This is a genomic window from Agrococcus sediminis (assembly GCF_007923295.1).
Classification (GTDB): Bacteria; Actinomycetota; Actinomycetes; order Actinomycetales; family Microbacteriaceae; genus Agrococcus; species Agrococcus sediminis.
The window spans coordinates 642597-660200 of record NZ_VOIR01000011.1 but is presented as its reverse complement, the minus strand read 5'-3'; the positions used below and the strand labels follow the sequence as shown (position 1 = coordinate 660200).

Below are 17604 nucleotides of genomic sequence, written 5' to 3'. Positions count from 1 at the left end.
TCGGCGACGCCGGCATCGACGTCGCCGCGGTGATGACCGACAACGGCGCCTGCTACCGCTCGCACGCCTTCCGCGACGCGCTCGAGGGCGCGCAGCACCGATTCACGCGCCCCTACCGGCCCCAGACGAACGGGAAGGTCGAGCGCTTCAACCGCACCCTCGCCGCTGAAAGGGCCTACGCCGTCACCTACGCCTCAGACGCCGACCGCGCAGCCACCTACGCGGCCTGGCTCCACACCTACAATCACCACCGACCCCACACCGGCATCGGAGGCCTCACCCCCGCCCAACGCGTTCACAACGTCACGGGGAACTACAACTAGCCCCCGCTGTCAGCGAGCCTGCGGTGAGCCCTCCGCGCGCGGCCGGACGCCGGGCGCGACGGCGCGGCCGAGCCTGCCGCCCGGCGGTGCGTCGAGCTTGCTCGACATGAGCTTGCTCGCCCACGCGAGCCGCGGATCGGGGTCGATCAGCAGCGTCTTCACCGCGAGCGTCGACGGCAGCGCCAGCAGCGCGCCGATGGGGCCGAGCGCGAACGCCCACACGAGCAGCGACAGGAACGAGGTCGCGGGCGTGACGCCCACCGCATCCCCCGCCACCTTCGGCTGCACGAGCGACTGCATCACGAAGTTGATGACGCTGAAGAGGATCGCGGTCGCGAGGGCGTTGATGGGGCCGTTGGCGAGCAGCGCCATGAGCGTGGGCGGGATCACGCCGAGCACGAAGCCGACGTTGGGGATGTAGTTGGTGACGAAGGCGAACACGGCCCAGACGAGCGCGAGCGGCACCCCCAGCAGCATGAGCGCGATGAGGTCGAGCGCCGAGACGATGAGGCCGAACAGCGTCGTCACGACCCAGTAGCGCTGCACCCCGGCGGCGAAGCGGTCGATGCCGCGCACCATGCCCGGGTTCGTCACCGCGATGCGCTGCATGCGCTCGGGCAGCTGCACGGAGTCCCAGGCGAGGAAGAAGACCACGACGAAGAGCGTCGCGACGAAGGCGAGCGCACTGCCCGCGTCGGAGGCGAGCGCGCCGACGGCGCCGGCGATCGCGCTCGGGCTGAAGGCGCTCTGCAGCTGCTCGAGCGCCTCGTCCTGCGAGACGCCGAGCGTCTCGAGCCAGGCGAGCACGTCGCGGTACATCGCGTTGAAGCGGGCCGAGTAGCCGGGGAGCTCGGTCACGAGCGACTGCACCGACCAGTAGATCGACCACAGGAGCGCGAGCAGGAACGCGTAGACCGTCAGCAGCGACGCGAGGGCCGCGACCATCCGGGGCGCGCCGACGCGCAGCAGCCACTGCTGCAGCGGCATCACGGCGATCACGAGGTTGAAGCCGAGGAAGACGGGGGCGAGGAACGATGCGACCTGGCTGAGCAGGATGAGCACCGCGAACACGGCGATGACGGACAGCAGCACGATGAGGGTGCGCGGCAGCATCCACCGGCGCTCGACCGCCTCGGTCACCTGCGGCACCGGCGGCAGCTCGCGCCTGCGCTGCCAGGGCCAGCGCATCAGCGGTGCTCCGTGCGCTCCGCGGCCGACGGCGACGGGGCCGCGCGCCCCGTGAAGCCGTCCATGCCCTCGTTGACGCCCAGCGCATCCGCCACCAGGTCGGCGAGGGCGGTGGGCAGCGCCTTGATGACGGGCACGAGCCGCACGAGCGGCGGCAGCGCGAGCAGCGGACGGCGCGACTCGATGGCGGCGAGGATCTGCGTGGCGACGCGCGCCTGCGACAGGATCGGCAGCAGCGCCGGCACCTTGGTCGTGACGCCGTCGAACATGCCCGTGTCGATGTAGAACGGCGCGACGGTGAGGGTCGTGATGGGCGAGCGCTCCTTGCGGAGCTCGGCCCGCAGCGACTCCATGAAGCCGACGGCGGCGAACTTCGAGGCGGCGTAGTCGGTCTGGCCGGCGACGCCGATGAAGCCCGCGGCGCTCGCCACGGTGACGATGCGGCCGCGGCCGCGGTCGCGCATGGCCGGCAGCAGCGCCCGGGTGACGAGGATGGGCGCGATCGCGTTCACGCGCATCGTGCGGTCGATCTGCGCCGGCGTCAGCTCGGCGAGGGGACGGCCAGAGACCACGCCGGCGTTGTTGACGAGCACGTCGACGGGGCCGAGCATGAGCGTCTCGGCCGCGGCGAGCTCGATCGCGTCGGCGTCGGCGAGGTCGACGACGACCGCGCTGCCGCGCCCGCCCGCCTCGTCGGCCTCGGCGGCCACGACGCGTGCGGCGGCGCCGTCGCGATCCCAGATGACGACGTGCGCGCCGCGGCGGGCGGCGCCGAGTGCGACGAGCCGCCCGATGCCGCTCGCGCCGCCGGTGACGACGATCGTCGAGTCTGCGTCGATCCGCAGGTCAGAGCTGCTGCTGCCCATCCGTGTCCCCTTCCAGCACTGCCTCGATGATGCCCGGTCGGGACTGCGAGAGGGCTCGGCGGAGGCCGGCGCGATCGGTGACGCGCTCGAAGGGCCAGGCGTAGGCGGCGGCGAGGTGCTCGAGGTCGACGTCGTGCGGGGTGCGCTGCACGCGCGCGAAGTCGTCGAGGTGGGCGCTCCCGGCGACCTCGAGCAGGTCGAAGAGCGAGCCGCCCCGGTCGTTGCCGACGACGATCTGCAGCCGTGGCCGCGCCTCCCCCGGCGGCACGAGCAGCCCGCCGGCGTCGTGCAGCAGCGCGAGGTCGCCGATGAGCAAGCGCGTGAGTCCGGCGCCGCCGGCGCGCTCGTGCGCGATGGCGATGCCGGATGCGGTGCTCACGGTGCCGTCGATGCCGGCGAGGCCGCGGTTGGCGCGGGCGGTGACCGCCTTGGGGCCGGCGTGCGCGTCGAGCTCGCGGATGAGCCGCGAGGCGGCGACCACGAGCCGGTCGTGCGGCCACGTGCGCTCCCACACCTGCGTGACGAGGTCGCGGCGCGAGATGGGGCGGCGGCCCTCGGCGAGCTCCGCCTTCGCGTAGTCGGCGCGCGAGAGCGCCGAGTCGGGGGCGGCCTCGGCGTCGCGCTCGGCGGCGAGCGCGCGGCCGGCGCGCACCCAGCGGTCGATCCACTCGGCGTCGGCGCCCGGCTCGGCCTCCTCGACCTCGATGCGGCCGCTCAGCACGGTGCTCGCGCCGGTGCCGCGCACGTTGTCCTGCCCGGCGCGGCCGATCGCGACGACCTCGACGTCGGGGCGGCGGATGAGCCCGGTCACGGCCCGCGACAGCGTCGGGTGGCCGACGACCACGACGCGGCGCACCTCGTCGGCGAGCTGCGGGATGACGTCGCGCCCGTGCTGCACGAGCAGCGGCCCGAAGCGCGCGCCCGAGGTGGGCTCGGCGATGAGCGGCGCGGCGATCGCCTCAGCGAGGTCGACGGCCGCGGGCCCGGCGTCGGCGCCAGCGATCACCACGGTGCGCTCGGCCGGCCGCAGCACGGCGGTCGGCATGGGCGGGCGCTCGACCCGCTCGACGGGCAGCGGCCGCGCCGGCTCGCCGCCCGAGAGCGGCTCGCGGAAGGCGATGTTCAGCTGCACGGGGCCGGGCTCGGTGTGCGCGTCGTCGCGCCAGCCGAGCGCGGCCCGCACGGCGGCGACCGCGTCGCCCTCGGGGTCGACGAGCGCATCCGCCGAGATGTCGAGCAGCACGCGCGCCGCGTCGCCGAAGATGCCCGGCTGGTGCGCCGTCTGGTTGGCGCGGATGCCCTGCAGCTCGGCGGGGCGGTCGGCGGTGATCGCGATGAGCGGCACGTCGCTGTGGTGCGCCTCGAGCATCGCGGGGTGCAGGTTGGCGACGGCGGTGCCGCTCGTGACGACGATCGCGGCGGGCCCGCCGGTCTCGCGCGCGAGACCGAGGGCCAGGAACGCGCCCGTGCGCTCGTCGACGCGCACGTGCAGCGCGAGCTCGCCCTCGCGTGCCATGCGCGCGGCGGCGAGTGCGATCGCCTGCGAGCGGGAGCCCGGGCAGACGACGATGTCGGCGACCCCGGCGGCGGCGAGCGCGGCGACCAGCCGGTCGGCGTAGGCGGCGGCCGGCAGGGCCGCCTCAGGCACGTGCGGCGTCGCCGTCGTCGGGCGCGCGGCGCCCGGTGCCGTCGGCGTCGCCGTCGGCCTCGTCCTCAGGGCCGACGACCGGCGGGTGCGGCTTCGGCCGCGGCTCGGGGTCCGGCGCGCGCTCGGGGGCCGGCGGAGGCCCGAAGTCCTCGGACTCGAGGGCGGCGAGCTGCGCCTCGATCTCGGCGATGCGGCGGTCGGCCTCCTCGTCGGTCACGTCGGGCGAGCGGGAGAACGAGGGGTCGTCGTCGGGCGCCATCGGGCGGGCGTCGGCGCGCGGGCCCTTGCCCCACGCGAGCCACGCGATCGGTCCGAAGACGGGCACCACGACGATGAGCACGACCCACAGCACGCGGTTGAGGCGGCGGACGCGGCGATCGTCGGTGACCGTCAGGTCGACGAGCGCGTAGACCGTGACCACGAGGGCCAGGATCCCGCCGATGATGAGCCACCTCATGACCCCAGCGTACGTCCCCTGCCTTTGGGGCGCTCATAGACTTGGTGCATGGCCCCCTCGATGCGCTACCTGCTCGTGCGCGCTGCGCTCTTCCTCGTGCCGTTCGCGGTGCTGATGGTCGCGCAGGTGCTGTGGTGGCTCTCGCTCATCGTCTCGCTCGCCTTCGCCTTCGCCGCCTCGATCGTGTTCTTCCCGAAACTGCGCGACGAGGCCGCGGCCGACCTGCAGCGGATGCGCGAGGGCCGCAGGCGCGATGGCGCGGGCCCCGACGACGCGGACGTCGAGGACGAGGCGCTCGATCGGCCGGCGGAGTCCGCACCCGATGGGGAAGCCGCCCGGGCGACGGCGGACGAGCCGGTCGCCGACGCGCGCGACCCGCGCGACGACCCCGAGGCATCCGCCCCCCGCTGACCCCGGCGCGCGACGCTCAGCCGCAGGGCTGCCACTCGGGCGGCACCTCGGCCTCCGGCGTCGCGGTGGCTCCGACGCGCGTCTGGCGCACCGTGCACGCGAAGTCGACCCCGCCGCCGTCGCGGGCGGTGGCGCGCACCCCCACCCAGAGGTCGGCCGGCGCGGCGGAGCCCTCGGCGAGCGCGCGCAGCGGCACGTCGAGCTCGATCGCGCCGTCGTCGGCGGCCTGCAGCTGCGTCGCGTCGCCGAGGCCGAGCAGCGCCCCGGCGGGAGCCGGGCAGCTGGCGGCCGCCTGACACGCGACGCCGTGCGCGAGGGCGAGGCGCCGGGCCTCGTCGATGAGACCCTCGGACGGTTGCCAGATGGGAAGCCCGGACTCCGCGGGCGTCGCAGGGTCGCCGTCGACCCGGATCGTCGACGGCGCGACGCTGACGAGGCCCTCGTCGATCGGCTCGGTGCGGTAGAGGCCCGGGTAGAGCAGCGTGCCGCCGACGCCGCCGATCTCGACGCCCAGCAGGCGCGGCAGCACGCCGACGCCGCGCTCCTGTTCGAGCACGACGCGCTCCGCGAGGGTCGTCGTCAGGCGCCACTCCCCCTCGTCGCGCACCGCGGCGAGCCGCCGCTCGATGCGGCCCGGGCCGCCGGAGAGCTCGACGAGCACGGCTGCGGCGTCGCCGTCGAGCTCGACGGCCGCGACGTCGAACCGCCTGGTGCGGTCGGCGGCGGCGAGCGCCGCGTCGGTGAGCAGCGGGGCGTCGCCCTCGACCGGCACGAGCGCGGTCGCGTCGTCGGCGCGGCCGTCGGCGATCGCCCCGAGGTAGTCGAGCGCCAGCTCGGTGAGCGCCGCGGTGTCGGCATCCTCGGCCTGCCGCTGCACGGCCTGCACGATCGCGGCGGTCGAGCCGCCCGCGACGAGCAGCGCGGCGAGGATGACGCCGGCGATGAGCCGCCGGCGGGCAGCGCCGCTCCCCGAGCGGTCGGCATCGGGCGCCGGCTGCGGCTCGGCGGCGGATGCGTCGGATGCGTCGGACGCGTCGGCTCGGTCGGGCGCGTCGACGCGGTCGGGCGCGTCGTCGACCTCGCCGGCCGGCAGCTCCGGCGGCATCTCGAACTCCGGCATCCTCGACGGCACGGGTCCATCATCGCGCGCCGCGCTCATCCGGTGAAGGTCGGCAGCGTGCCCTCCCACTCGACGAGCTCGACCGATCCCTCCGGGAAGGCGAGCGCCGTCAGGCGGGGGTCGTCGATGTCGGCCGCCGCCGCATCGACGCGGCCCGCAGCGAGGTCGAGCGTGAGCTGCACGATGAGCGGCTGCTCCGCCTCCTCCGCGAGGCGGTCGAGGGCGGTGTAGGCAGCGCAGACGTCACTGAACGGCAGCCCCTCGGCCTCCTGGATCTCGACGTGCTCCATCGCCGTGGCGAGCTCGTCGAAGCCGTCGATCGTCGCCAGCGCCGCGCGGACCTGCTCCGCCTCGATCGACGCGCCAGTCGCTGGGACCACCGTGAGGCGCGGTTCTGCGCCGCCGACCACCTCGACGGTCGCGATCGACCCGGGGTGCGCCGCGACCAGCGGCCGGCGCGCATCGATGAGCGCCGCCCTGATCCGATCGGCGTCGGCTGCAGACGCAGGCAGCATCGCGAGCTCCGAGCCGAGCGCGCTCCGGTCGAGGCACAGCTGCAGGTCGGGCTCGGGCAACGCCTGCCCGGGCGAGGTCGACGGCGCCGGAGCCGCTGCAGTCGTCTGGGAGCCGGCGGTCGACGCAGCGCACCCGGCGAGCGCCACCGAGAGCGCGACGGCCCCGACGAGCAGGCTCAGGCCCGCAGCTGCTGCACGAGCGGAGCCATCGGGGCGCATGCCCCCACCGTACGGCTGAACGGGCCGGGGGGGTCACGATCCGGTCACGGCTGCGGCGAGACAGCGCGGCAGTCGCGTCAGGCGGTGATGAAGCCCGCCGGGCCGGCCCAGATCGCTATCGCGAGGCCGACGCCGTAGAGCAGCGCCGTCATGCCGGTGAGGCCCAGCGCCGTGATGAGGTCGCGCGGCGAGCGCGCCATGACCACGATCACCATCGCCGGCCCCGCGAGCAGCAGCACCGCGAAGACCGCGAAGCCGTAGGCGAGCGCGTAGGAGAAGATCCACAGGATGACGAACGGCACGAGCATGAGCGCCACGTAGAGCGCCTTCGACGCCCGGCGGCCGATGAGGGTGGCGAGGCTGCGCTTGCCGGCCGCGCGGTCGGTCTCGATGTCGCGCAGGTTGTTGCACAGCATGAGCGCGGCCGAGATGGCGCCGATCGCCGCGCCGAGCGCGAGGGAGTCCTCGGTGACGCGGCCGATGATCGCGTAGGTCGTGCCGGCGACGGCGACCGGGCCGAAGAAGAGGAACGCCATGAGCTCGCCGAGCGCGTAGTAGCCGTACGGGCGCTTGCCGCCCGTGTAGCCCCACGCGGCGAGGATGCAGACGACGCCGACGGCGAGCAGCAGCCAGCGGCCGCTCACGAGCACGACGACGAGTCCGGCGATGGCACCGGCGGCGAGGAAGCCGATCGCGACGTTCCGCACGGCGACCGGGCTGGCCTTGCCCGCGCCGACGAGGCGTCCCGGCCCGACGCGCACCGCATCCGTGCCCCGCACTCCATCGGAGTAGTCGTTGGCGAAGTTCACGCCGATCTGCATGCAGAGCGCGAGCGCGAGGCACGCGAGCGCGATGCCGAGGTGGAAGCCCTCGGCGTTGAACGCGGCCGCGCTGCCGAGCGCGACCGGCGCGATGGCCATGCCGAGCGTGCGGGGCCGGGCGGCGGCGATCCAGTCGCGCCAGGTGGCTGGCGAGGGCGCGGTGCCCTCGTGCTGGGCGCGGCGAGCGGGGTTGCCGGAGCGGGGAGAGGCCATCGCCTCGATCGTAGCCGGGCGGCCGCGGCCGGCCCGTCGCTCGACCGGCTCCGTGCTGCGGCGGCCGGATAGTGCGGTCGGCCCCGCACGGAGCCGGTTGGCGGACGGCGCGCGGCGGCGTCAGCCGAAGATGCCGCGGCGGCGGCGCTCCTGGGTGCGGCTCGCGACGAGCCGAGCCAGGCGCTTGCGGTCGGGCTTGCCGGATGCGGTGGTCGGCATCACCGACACCGTCACCAGGTGGTTGGGCCGGGCGGGCTTGCCGAGCGCGTTCCCCACGGCGGCGCGGATCTCGGCGAGCGAGGGCTTGAGCGTCGTGACGACCGCGGGCACCTCGCCCCACTCGGGGTGCGGCGCGGCGACGACCACCGCGTCGGGCGCGAACGTCTGCACCACGTGCTCGACCGCCGCGAGCGAGATCTTGATGCCGCCCGAGTTGATCACGTCGTCGATGCGCCCCGACACCTGCAGCGTGCCGCCGACGAGGCTGCCGGCATCGCCCGTCTTGTACCAGCGGGTGCCCGAGCTGTCGGTGACGAACCGCTTCTCGGTGAGCGCCGCGTCCTCGTAGCCGTCGGCGAGCTGCGGCCCGGCGATCTCGATCTGGTCGGTGAGGCGGATCTTCACGTCGCGCAACGGACGGCCATCCCACACGCAGCCGCCGACCGTCTCGGTCGCGCCGTACGTGCGCGTGATGCGCCAGCCGAGCCGCGCCGCCCGCTCGATGAGGCCGAACGGCGCGCGCTGGCCGCCGAGCAGGATGCGGTCGAGGCGCGCGATGGGCCCGATGAAGGAGCGGTCGAGCATCGCCGCGTCGACGAGCCGCGCGAGCTGCGTCGGCACGAGCGACGTGAACTTGCGCTCGTGCTCGAGGCTCTGCACCGCCTCGACGAAGGCCTCGGCGGTGAACGACCCCTCGGTGCGCACGAGCGGCGCGCCGGAGGCGGCGTTCCGCCAGATCACGTTGCGGCCGGCGATGTACTGCTCGGGCAGCGCGAGCACCCACTGGCCGGGGCCGCCGAGCCGCTCGTTGGCCGCGTCGGTCGAGGCCGCGATGGCCTCGTCGGAGATGATGACGCGCTTGGGCACGCCGCTGGAGCCGCTCGTCTCGACGACGATCGCCATGCTCGCACCTCCTCGGTCGTCCGTGCCTTCGCTGCTCAGTACTGCCAGGGGAAGGGTGACCAGTCGGGCTCCCGCTTCTCGAGGAACGCGTCGCGCCCCTCGACCGCCTCGTCGGTGCCGTACGCGAGGCGGGTCGCCTCGCCGGCGAAGATCTGCTGGCCCACGAGCCCGTCGTCGACGGCGTTGAAGGCGAACTTCAGCATCCGGATGGCCGTGGGGCTCTTCGTCAGGATCTCGCGGGCCCAGTCGAGCGCCGTCGCCTCGAGCTCCTCGTGCGGCACGGCCGCGTTGATCGCGCCCGCCTCGAGCGCCCGCTGCGCCGAGTACTCCCGGGCGAGGAAGAAGACCTCGCGCGCGAACTTCTGCCCCGCCTGGCGCGCCATGTAGGCGGAGCCGTAGCCCGCGTCGAACGACCCGACGTCGGCATCCGTCTGCTTGAAGCGGCCGTGCTCGGCGCTCGCGATCGTCAGGTCGCAGACCACGTGCAGCGAGTGGCCGCCGCCGGCCGCCCAGCCGGGCACGACCGCGATGACGACCTTCGGCATGAAGCGGATGAGCCGCTGCACCTCGAGGATGTGGAGGCGGCCGGAGCGCGCGGGGTCGATGGTGCCCGCGGTCTCGCCCTCGGCGTACTTGTAGCCGTCGCGGCCGCGGATGCGCTGGTCGCCGCCGGAGCAGAAGGCCCAGCCGCCGTCCTTCGGGCTCGGCCCGTTGCCGGTCAGCAGCACCACGCCGATGCGGCTGTCCTGCCGCGCGGCGTCGAGGGCGCGGTAGAGCTCGTCGACGGTGCGCGGCCGGAACGCGTTGCGCACCTCGGGCCGGTCGAAGGCGATGCGCGCGATGCGCCCGTCGCGCGAGCGGTGCACCGTGATGTCGTCGAACCCGGGCTCCGCGTCGGCCCATTCGGCGGCGTCGAACAGGGGCGAGATGGTCACCGCTCCACCCTAGCCACCGGAGCCTGGCCGGGGGCGGGGCGCGGTGCCGATCGGCGGGGCGCGCACCGCGCCCCAGCTCACTCCTCGCAGGGCACGATCGGCAGGTCGAGCCGCTCGGGCTCGGGGCAGAGCCACTGGGCGGCGCCCGTGAGGCGATCGGGCAGGGCGCGGATGCGCACCTCCGTCCAGCGGTCGCCGATCGCGATCGGCGCGCCGATGTCGACGCCGCCCGTCAGCGGGTTCACCGAGCGCAGGTGCGGCTCCTCGAGCTGCTGCACCCTCGCCTCGGCGTCGACGCCGCAGCTCGCCTCGGCCTGGCAGTCGTGCACGATGCCGAGCGCCAGGTCGGCGGCGACGACCGCGACCATCATGTCGAGCTCGAGCCCGCTCCAGATCTCCGTCACGGAGGCCGGGTCGCCGTCGACGACGAAGGCGTTGCCGACCGACCGGAAGAGCCCGGTGTCGACGCCGTCCTGCATGTAGGCGCCCGGGTAGAGCAGCATCCGCCGATTCGCCTCGAGCTCGACGGATCCGACGGAGACCTGCGCCAGCTGGTGCTTCTGGTACACCTGGGGGATCTCGGTGAGCGACGTCGTGATGCGCCAGGTGCCGTCGGCCTCCTCGGCGCGCAGCAGCCGCTGCAGCTCGAGCCCGCCGACGGTGTACTCGACGACCACCGTGCCGGTCGCGCCGGCCAGGTGCCCGACCGCTGCGGAGTAGTCGCGGATCGGCCGCGCAGCCGCGAGCACCTCGTCGGGCGCGAGCTGGCCGCGCAGCGTCGGTGGCACGAGCGCCGAGGCGTCCGAGGCGCGGCCCTCCGCGATCGCGGTGAGGTACTCCATCGCCGTCGCCTGCAGCGCGGCCGTGCGCGCTGCGGCGGCCGAGCCGGCGGCCCCGTGGACGCCGGCCTGGATCACGGCCCCCAGCAGCAGGCCCGCGACGCCCACCGCGACGAGCACCCGCGCGAGCCAGGCTCGCGGGCGCGCCCCGACCACCGGTGCCATCGTGAGCGCGGCCGCCGGCCCTTCGAGCTCGCTGGGCCCGGGGAACCCGCCGTCGGCGACGGTCCGCTCGGTCGCGACCGGCGGTGGCATCACGAACTGCGGCATGTCTGTCGACATGGCCGAATCATCCCGCCGCGGGACGCCTCTGACCAGGGTCCTCTTGGTGAGGAATCGACGCGTTCAGGCACCCGCTCCCGCCCTACGGGACGCACGCCTCCCAGGCCTCGACCTGCCCCGTCCCGAGGCTCGGCATGCCGCACTCCCAGTCCCCCGCATCCGCTCCGTCCGCGAAGTCGCCGCGCATGCGCACCTCGTGCCACTCGAGCTCGCCGCCTGCGTCGGTCGAGCGCGCGAGGTAGACCGACGCCTGCGTCGCATCCGCCCCCTCGAGGTACGGCTGCACCTGATGGGTCGGCACGAGCTCGCCGGGCGGGATGCCGCAGCCCTCGCGCAGCTGGCACGCGAGCCCGAACGCCATCGCGACCGGCTCGAGCCGCTCGGCGACGCCGGGCGCGACCTGCACCATCGGCGAGATCTCGACCGCCGTGCGCGCGTCGCCGTCGACGCTGAACGTGACCGACTGCGTGCTCACGAAGCCGTCGTCGTGGGCGTCGGTCATGTAGAGCGCCGGGTAGAGCAGCAGCTCGCCCGACGCCGCCGGCACGCCCGCGAGCGACACGCTCGACGTGCCGGGGCCGTAGGCGTAGTTCTGCACGCGCTCCGCGAGCGAGGTCGTCACCCGCCAGCCGCCCGCCTCCCGCACCGCCTCGAGCGTGCGCGAGACGTCGGTGCGGCCGAGCACGAAGCCGACCTCGATGCGCGCCTCGTCGCCCTCGATCTGCGCGAAGCCCGCCTGCGGCTCGGTGATCCGGCCCGCTGCTGCGAGGACGGGGTCGGTGAGCAGATCGGCCGCCCCCGCGAGGCCGGGAGGCGGCACGAGCCGCGTCGCCTCCTCGGCGCGGCCGTCGGCGATCGCCGTGAGGTAGGCCATCGCCGCCTCGGCCAGCCGCGCCCGGTCGCCGTCGCCCGCCGCGCGCTCCATCCCCTGCACCGCCGAGACGAGCCCGGCCCCGAGCAGCACGCCGACGAGCGTCGCGGCGAGCAGGAGCCGCCACGGGCGCCGGACCGGCTGCGGATCCGGCCGGCCCCAGGGCTCCTCGTCCTCGTCGCTCGGCGACGCCGGCTCGGGCGAGCGCTCCGGATGCGCGGCGTGCGGCGCGGCGGACGGCTCGCCGGCCGCGTGGGCCGCATCGGCCGCCGCGTCGCGCGCCGGAGCATCCGCCTCCGGCGGCATCGCGAAGTCGGGCATCTCCGTCGGCACGCCCTCATCCTGGCGCGGTCGCGCCCGGCGCGGGAGCGCCGTGCCCGGATCGTTATCCGGATGCCCGGATCAGACCGGGGCGGAGAGCGCCGAGAGGAAGCCCCAGCCGAACCAGCTCGCCGCGGCGAAGAGCACGAGCAGGCCGAGGCCCAGCGCGGCGCCGAACACGCCGGTGCGGCGGCCGTCCGGCTTCGTGGCGGCGATGCATCCGACCACCACGCCGCTGAGGCCGAGCACCACGGCGGCGACGAGCACCGCCACGACGAGCGGCAGCTCGCCCGGGCGCGGCGCGAAGAGGTAGCTCATCTGCTGCGCGAGCGAGACGCCGTAGAGCACGACGGCGATCGCCAGGAGCCAGAGCGACAGCGCGCCGCGGCGGGCGCTGCGGCGGTCGCGGTCGCGCGGCGCGGGCTCGCGCTCGGGCGCGTCGGTCTCGTGCAGCAGGTCCTCGAGCATGCGGCGATGCTACGCGGCGCGGCGGACGCGCGCCGTCAGCCGCGCGGGCGAGCCGCCGAGCGCGGGGCGAGGGCGCGCGCCGGCGCCGTCACGGCCCGCACGGCCGGGGCTCCTCGCCCGCGAGCGCGCAGCGCATCCCCTCGAACGTCGACAGGTCGGGGCTCATGCGGCCCACGACCTCGAGCGCCGTGCCGACGTCGCCGGAGGCGATCGGCACGCGCACGGCGACCTCGCCCGCCTGCCCCGACCAGGGCACGACGATCGGGTCGGGCAGGGTCGAGGCGTCGAAGCCGGCGGGCAGATTGCACGAGCGGTCGGCGCTGCACGCCGCCGCGAAGCCGCTGCCGGTCGCGGCGAGCTGCGAGAGCGCGGCCGCGGTGAGCGTGGGCTCGAGGTCGATCGCCGACTGCGTGCGCGGGTCGCCGTCGACGTCGACGGTGCTGCCGGACATCGTCACGAGCGCCGTCTCGATCGGGGCGATCGTGTGCCTGCCGGGCAGGAGCAGCAGGCTGCGGGTCGCGGGCACGACACCGATCGCGTCGACCTGCACCGGCACCGACAGCGCCGACGAGATCGACACCGGCTCGCCGAGCGTGCGCTGCATGCGCCAGGCGCCGTCGGCGAAGACCGCCTCGATGCGGCTCAGGATCGTGCGGTCGGCGACCGCGTACGAGACGTCGACGCGCGCCGTGCCGTCGCCCAGCACGACCTCGGTGATGCGCGGGCTGCGCAGCCGGCCGTCCGCCGCGATCGAGCTCGGCTGCGCCGACGCGCGCTGCGCCGAGCCGAGCAGCGCGGCGTCGGCGGTCTCGTCGTCGCCAGCCGCGATCGCGCCGAGGTACCCGAGCACCGCGTCGCGCACCGCCTGCTCCGAGCGCGGCCCGCTCTGCGCGGCGAGCGCCTGCACGCCCAGCGTCGCGCCGACGCCGACCAGCAGGGCCACGAGCGCGACCGCGATGTGCGAGCGCCGCACGCCGCCCTCGCGAGGCGGCTCCGCCTCGTCGGGCATGTGGAACTGCGGCGCCGACGCCATGGCCCCAAGGATGCCACCGCATCCGCGCCCCGCTACTGCAGCAGGCCCAGTGCGAAGCCGATCACCAGGAAGATCACGGGGTTCGAGATCACGAGCAGCCCGCCGGTGATCGCCGCCATCGTGATGTTGGCCGTGCCGCGCTTCGCCGCGGCGGTGATGGCGAAGGCGATCGAGAGCAGCGTGACGATGCCCCACACCGGCAGCAGCCAGATGACGAGGCCGTCGAGCTCGACGAACGCGATGCCGACCGAGACGAGGAACATCGCGCCGCACACGAGCGCCGCCACGAGCGCGAGGATGCCCCACACCGGATTGCGGCGGCGCGCGCCGGTCGCGCGCGTCTCGGTCACCCAGGGCAGCTCGCTCACCCGCACAGTCTGGCAGGCGTGCGAGCATGGGCGCGTGGACCTCGCCTACGAGCGGCTCGCCGACCGCATGCACGTCGTCTCGCTGCCGCTCGTGACGCGCTTCCGCGGCGTCGACGTGCGCGAGGTCGCGCTCTTCTCGGGCGCTGCGGGTTGGGGCGAGTGGAGCCCCTTCCTCGAGTACGGGTCCGAGGAGGCCGCGCGGTGGCTGCGCGCGGCGCTCGAGGACGCCGACCTCGAGCGCCCGGCGGCCGTGCGCGACCGCGTGCCGGTCAACGCCACGCTGCCCGCCGTCGCCCCCGACGCGGTCGCCGCGGTGCTCGCCCGCTACGACGGCTGCCGCACCGTGAAGGTGAAGGTGGCGGAGGCCGGGCAGGTGCTCGCCGACGACGTCGCGCGGGTGGCCGAGGTGCGCGCGCTGCTGCCGGATGCGCGGATCCGTGTGGACGCGAACGGCGGGTGGGGCGTCGACGAGGCCGAGACCGCGGTGCGCGCGCTCGAGCGCTTCGACCTCGAGTACGTCGAGCAGCCGTGCGCCACGGTGCCCGAGCTCGCCGAGCTGCGCACGCGGCTGCACCGGCTGGCGATCCCGATCGCGGCCGACGAGTCGGTGCGGAAGGCCGAGGACCCGCTGCTCGTCGCGCGCGCCGGGGCGGCGGATGTGCTGGTCGTGAAGGCGCAGCCGCTCGGCGGCGTGCGGGCCGCGCTCGCGATCGTCGCCGAGGCCGGGCTGCCTGCGGTGGTCTCGAGCGCGCTCGACTCGAGCGTCGGGCTGTCGATGGGCGCCGCGCTCGCGGGTGCGCTGCCGGAGCTGCCGTTCGACTGCGGGCTCGGCACCGGCGCGCTGCTCGCCGCGGATGTGGCTGCGCCGCTCGTGCCGGTCGGCGGGAGCATCCCGGTCACCCGCGTCGTCCCCCTTGAGGCGCTCCTCACCGCCAATGCCGCCAGCCCGGAGCGCATCGATGCCTGGCGGGCCCGCCTGGCCGCCTGCCTCCCGCACCTCTGAGTGCCGGCCGATCCTCGACCAGGTGCACGCAGGGCGGCCGGGGCCGGTCAGGTCGCGGTCGTGAGGCCGCTGTACGCGTGGAGGCCCGTGAAATAGAGGTTGACGACCGTGTAGTTGAAAATGATGGCGCCGAAGCCGATCAGCTGCAGCCAGGCGGAGCGGGAACCGCGCCAGCCCCGCGTCGCGCGGGCGTGGATGTAGCCGGCGTAGATCACCCAGATCACGAAGGTCCACACCTCCTTCGTGTCCCAGCCCCAGTAGCGGCCCCATGCGCTCTCGGCCCAGATCGCGCCGGCGATCAGGGTGAACGTCCAGAAGATGAAGCCGATCACGCCGACGCGGTAGGCGAGATCCTCCATCTGCGCGGCCGTCGGCAGCGATCGCAGGAAGCCGCCGTCGCGCCGCTCCTTGAGCAGCTGCAGCAGGCTCAGGCCGGAGCCGAGCGCGAAGAACCCGGCGGCGAGCGTCGCGACGAAGACGTGGATGACGAGCCACGGGGTCTGCAGCGCCGGGGCCAGCGGCACGACCGGCACATAGACGTTGACGGTCGCGACGCCGAGGAACAGCGTCGCGATCCCGGTGATGAACACGCCGAGGAAGGTGAGGTCGCGCCACAGCCGCGACATCACGAAGACGCCGACGATCACGGCGATGCCGGTCAGCGCGAACTCGTACATGTTCGCCCACGGAACCCGGCCGGCCGCGACGCCGCGGAGCACGGTTGCGCCCAGTTGCAGCACCCAACCGATCACGGTCAGCGCGTAGCCGACGCGAGCGGCGCGGTGCCGCACCGCAGCCGGGGCCGCCGTCTCGTGGCGCGGACGCTCGGCCGGACCACCCGCGCCGACCAGCTCGCGCGCCTCCACCGGCACCGGCCTGGCGGCCGAGCGGCGCGCGATGTCGGCCGCGAACGCGACGAACGCGAGCGTGTACACCGCCATCGCCGAGTAGACGAGCAGCAACGAGAAGGAGTCGAGCTCAGCCACGGTCATGCGTCGATCGTACTCTCGCGCGCAGGTGCGTCAGCCATCGGCTCCTGGCCGCGGCCGTCCGCCTCGTGCCTGATCCGCTCAGCCAGATCGCCGACCGCGCGCTCCAGCGTCGGATCCTCGCCTCGCGCGAGTCCCGCGATCTCGAGGCCGCCCGGCGTCGCCTTCACCCACATGCGACGACGAGGGATGAGCAGCGACGCGAGCAGGGAGAGCACGAGCACGACGATGATCCAGAACACTGCAGTCTGCGTGTGGTCGACGTGCACCTCGATGACCCCGTACCGGCGCACGTCCTCGAACGTGATCGTGCCGAGGCCGCCGGGGATCTCGGCCGACTGCCCCGGCGTCAGCGTGAGCGCGTCCACACCGCTGTCGCCGCCCGCGATCTGCGTCATCGCGTCCGTGTCGAGCGCGTACACGGACCGCGGGATGCCGGCATCGAGCCCCAGGTCGCCCGTGAACGCCTGCAGCGACAGCACGGGGAATGCGAGATCAGGGTAGGCCGACGCGTACGCCCCCGTCTCCAGCTGCACACCGGTCGGGTAGAAGAAGCCGCGCAGTCCCACCTGCTGCTCCAGGCCGTCGGGCAGCTTCATCACGCCCAGGCTCGTGTACAGGTTGTCCTGCGCGAGGAACGGCGTGTACTCGTCGTAGACGACCTGCCCGCTGGCATCCCGCACGGAGATGCGGGGGGCGTAGCCGTTCGAGATGAGGTAGAGGTCGGCGTCGGCGACCCGCAGCGGATGGTTGACCTTGATCTGCGCCTGCCGCTGCGCTCCGTCCTCCGTCACGGTCACCCGCGCGGTGAAGTCGAGGGGCGCGCCGACGGCGTTGGGGTTCTCGGTCTCGTAGACGACCTCGAGGTCGTCGAGCGCGACCGCGAACGGCTTGAGCGCGGCGTCGTCGAACCACTGGCCGCGGTTGAAGGAGTCGTAGCTCGAGAGGGTGTTGGCGAATCCGCGCCCCTCGACGAGCAGTCGCTGGCCGTCGTAGCCGAAGCCCGAGCCGAGCCCGATGACGAGCAGCAGCCCGAGCATCGAGATGTGGAACAGCAGGTTGCCGGTCTCGCGCAGATACCCTCGCTCGGCGGAGATCGACTCGCCGTACCGGGTCGTGCGGTAGCCGCGCCGCCGCAGCACGCGGTCGACGCGGTCGAGATCGCATGCGTCGCCGGCGACGGTCTGGAACCCGACGAGCCGGGACAGCCGGGCCGGGGTGCGCGGCGGGCGCGCGCGCATCGCCCTCCAGTGGTGCGCGAGCCGGGGGATGACGCATCCCACCAGGGATGTGAACAGCAGGATGTAGATGGCCGAGAACCACGGGCTCGAGTACACGTCGTGCAACGAGAGGGCGTCGTAGAGCCACACGAGCTCCGGGTTCTCCTCGCGCACCGCGATGACGCCGTTCGGGTCGGCCGAGCGTTGCGGGATGAGGCTGCCGGGGATCGCCGCGACGGCGAGCAGCAGCAGCAGCACGATGGCCGTGCGCATCGACGTCAGCTGCCGCCACAGGAACCGCGCCCAGCCGCGCACGCCCAGGCGCGGTCCGCCCCCGGACCCGTCGTCCGGTTGCGCCGTCTCCATGTGATC

The 17604-nt window shown here is 74.5% G+C and carries 19 protein-coding genes; 3 read left to right on the top strand and 16 right to left on the bottom strand.

From position 1 onward, the window contains the following. Positions 1-323, top strand: a 323-nt coding sequence (locus tag FQ330_RS03630) for an integrase core domain-containing protein (RefSeq protein WP_146355285.1), incomplete at its 5' end; no start/stop codon positions are given. A 9-nt stretch (positions 324-332) separates the two neighbouring features. Here the strand turns inward: FQ330_RS03630 and FQ330_RS03625 are convergent. From FQ330_RS03625 to FQ330_RS03610, 4 genes are read right to left on the bottom strand one after another with little or no spacing between them, the layout of a single operon-like run. After that, positions 333-1511, bottom strand: a complete 1179-nt coding sequence (locus FQ330_RS03625; RefSeq protein ID WP_128188405.1) for an AI-2E family transporter — start codon at positions 1509-1511, stop codon at positions 333-335. Beyond that, positions 1511-2377 (bottom strand): SDR family oxidoreductase, encoded by an 867-nt coding sequence (locus FQ330_RS03620; RefSeq protein ID WP_146355284.1) that lies wholly within the window; start codon positions 2375-2377, stop codon positions 1511-1513. The genes FQ330_RS03625 and FQ330_RS03620 overlap by 1 nt, the downstream gene beginning before the upstream one ends. After that, positions 2358-4025: a 2-succinyl-5-enolpyruvyl-6-hydroxy-3-cyclohexene-1-carboxylic-acid synthase gene (gene menD / locus FQ330_RS03615; protein WP_146355283.1), complete on the bottom strand. Its 1668-nt coding sequence runs from the start codon at positions 4023-4025 to the stop codon at positions 2358-2360. Before menD ends, FQ330_RS03620 begins: the two co-directional genes overlap by 20 nt. Continuing rightward, a complete protein-coding gene (locus FQ330_RS03610) occupies positions 4018-4482 on the bottom strand; it encodes a PLDc N-terminal domain-containing protein (RefSeq protein ID WP_128188407.1) in 465 nt (154 codons plus the stop codon). The genes menD and FQ330_RS03610 overlap by 8 nt, the downstream gene beginning before the upstream one ends. Before the next feature lie 48 nt (positions 4483-4530). Between FQ330_RS03610 and FQ330_RS03605 the strand changes: the two genes are divergently transcribed. Further along, positions 4531-4893: a DUF4229 domain-containing protein gene (locus FQ330_RS03605; protein WP_146355282.1), complete on the top strand. Its 363-nt coding sequence runs from the start codon at positions 4531-4533 to the stop codon at positions 4891-4893. 16 nt (positions 4894-4909) lie between these two features. Here FQ330_RS03605 and FQ330_RS03600 read toward each other — a convergent pair whose 3' ends face one another. From FQ330_RS03600 to FQ330_RS03555, 10 genes are all read right to left on the bottom strand, one after another. Then, positions 4910-6025 (bottom strand): hypothetical protein, encoded by a 1116-nt coding sequence (locus tag FQ330_RS03600; RefSeq protein ID WP_146355281.1) that lies wholly within the window; start codon positions 6023-6025, stop codon positions 4910-4912. A gap of 23 nt (positions 6026-6048) precedes the next feature. Beyond that, a complete protein-coding gene (locus FQ330_RS13215) occupies positions 6049-6747 on the bottom strand; it encodes a hypothetical protein (RefSeq protein WP_164877030.1) in 699 nt (232 codons plus the stop codon). A gap of 77 nt (positions 6748-6824) precedes the next feature. Next, positions 6825-7781 (bottom strand): 1,4-dihydroxy-2-naphthoate polyprenyltransferase, encoded by a 957-nt coding sequence (locus FQ330_RS03590; RefSeq protein WP_146355280.1) that lies wholly within the window; start codon positions 7779-7781, stop codon positions 6825-6827. Between the two features lie 120 nt (positions 7782-7901). Further along, entirely contained in the window at positions 7902-8903 is a 1002-nt protein-coding gene (locus tag FQ330_RS03585) for an AMP-binding protein (RefSeq protein WP_128189215.1), read from the bottom strand. A gap of 35 nt (positions 8904-8938) precedes the next feature. Continuing rightward, complete coding sequence (locus FQ330_RS03580; RefSeq protein WP_146355279.1) at positions 8939-9838, bottom strand: 1,4-dihydroxy-2-naphthoyl-CoA synthase; 900 nt, start codon at positions 9836-9838, stop codon at positions 8939-8941. Positions 9839-9915: 77 nt separating this feature from the next. Continuing rightward, positions 9916-10959, bottom strand: coding sequence for a hypothetical protein (locus tag FQ330_RS03575; protein ID WP_146355278.1), 1044 nt, complete (start codon positions 10957-10959; stop codon positions 9916-9918). An 82-nt stretch (positions 10960-11041) separates the two neighbouring features. Further along, positions 11042-12163: a hypothetical protein gene (locus FQ330_RS03570; RefSeq protein ID WP_146355277.1), complete on the bottom strand. Its 1122-nt coding sequence runs from the start codon at positions 12161-12163 to the stop codon at positions 11042-11044. Positions 12164-12232: 69 nt separating this feature from the next. Further along, positions 12233-12619: a hypothetical protein gene (locus FQ330_RS03565; protein WP_128189211.1), complete on the bottom strand. Its 387-nt coding sequence runs from the start codon at positions 12617-12619 to the stop codon at positions 12233-12235. A gap of 88 nt (positions 12620-12707) precedes the next feature. Next, positions 12708-13652, bottom strand: coding sequence for an Rv0361 family membrane protein (locus FQ330_RS03560; RefSeq protein WP_146355276.1), 945 nt, complete (start codon positions 13650-13652; stop codon positions 12708-12710). Positions 13653-13684: 32 nt separating this feature from the next. Next, on the bottom strand, positions 13685-14020 hold the full coding sequence (locus FQ330_RS03555; protein ID WP_128189209.1) for a hypothetical protein: 336 nt from the start codon (positions 14018-14020) through the stop codon (positions 13685-13687). Between the two features lie 34 nt (positions 14021-14054). On the opposite strand from FQ330_RS03555, the gene FQ330_RS03550 reads away from it, so the two are divergent. Beyond that, complete coding sequence (locus FQ330_RS03550; protein WP_225792668.1) at positions 14055-15023, top strand: o-succinylbenzoate synthase; 969 nt, start codon at positions 14055-14057, stop codon at positions 15021-15023. A gap of 47 nt (positions 15024-15070) precedes the next feature. Here FQ330_RS03550 and ccsB read toward each other — a convergent pair whose 3' ends face one another. Together ccsB and resB are read right to left on the bottom strand one after the other, a co-directional pair. After that, a complete protein-coding gene (gene ccsB, locus FQ330_RS03545) occupies positions 15071-16015 on the bottom strand; it encodes a c-type cytochrome biogenesis protein CcsB (RefSeq protein ID WP_146355273.1) in 945 nt (314 codons plus the stop codon). Continuing rightward, positions 16012-17598 carry a cytochrome c biogenesis protein ResB gene (gene resB, locus FQ330_RS03540; protein ID WP_146355271.1) on the bottom strand — a complete coding sequence of 529 codons (1587 nt, stop codon included), beginning with the start codon at positions 17596-17598 and terminating at the stop codon, positions 16012-16014. Before resB ends, ccsB begins: the two co-directional genes overlap by 4 nt. Positions 17599-17604: the final 6 nt, after the last annotated feature.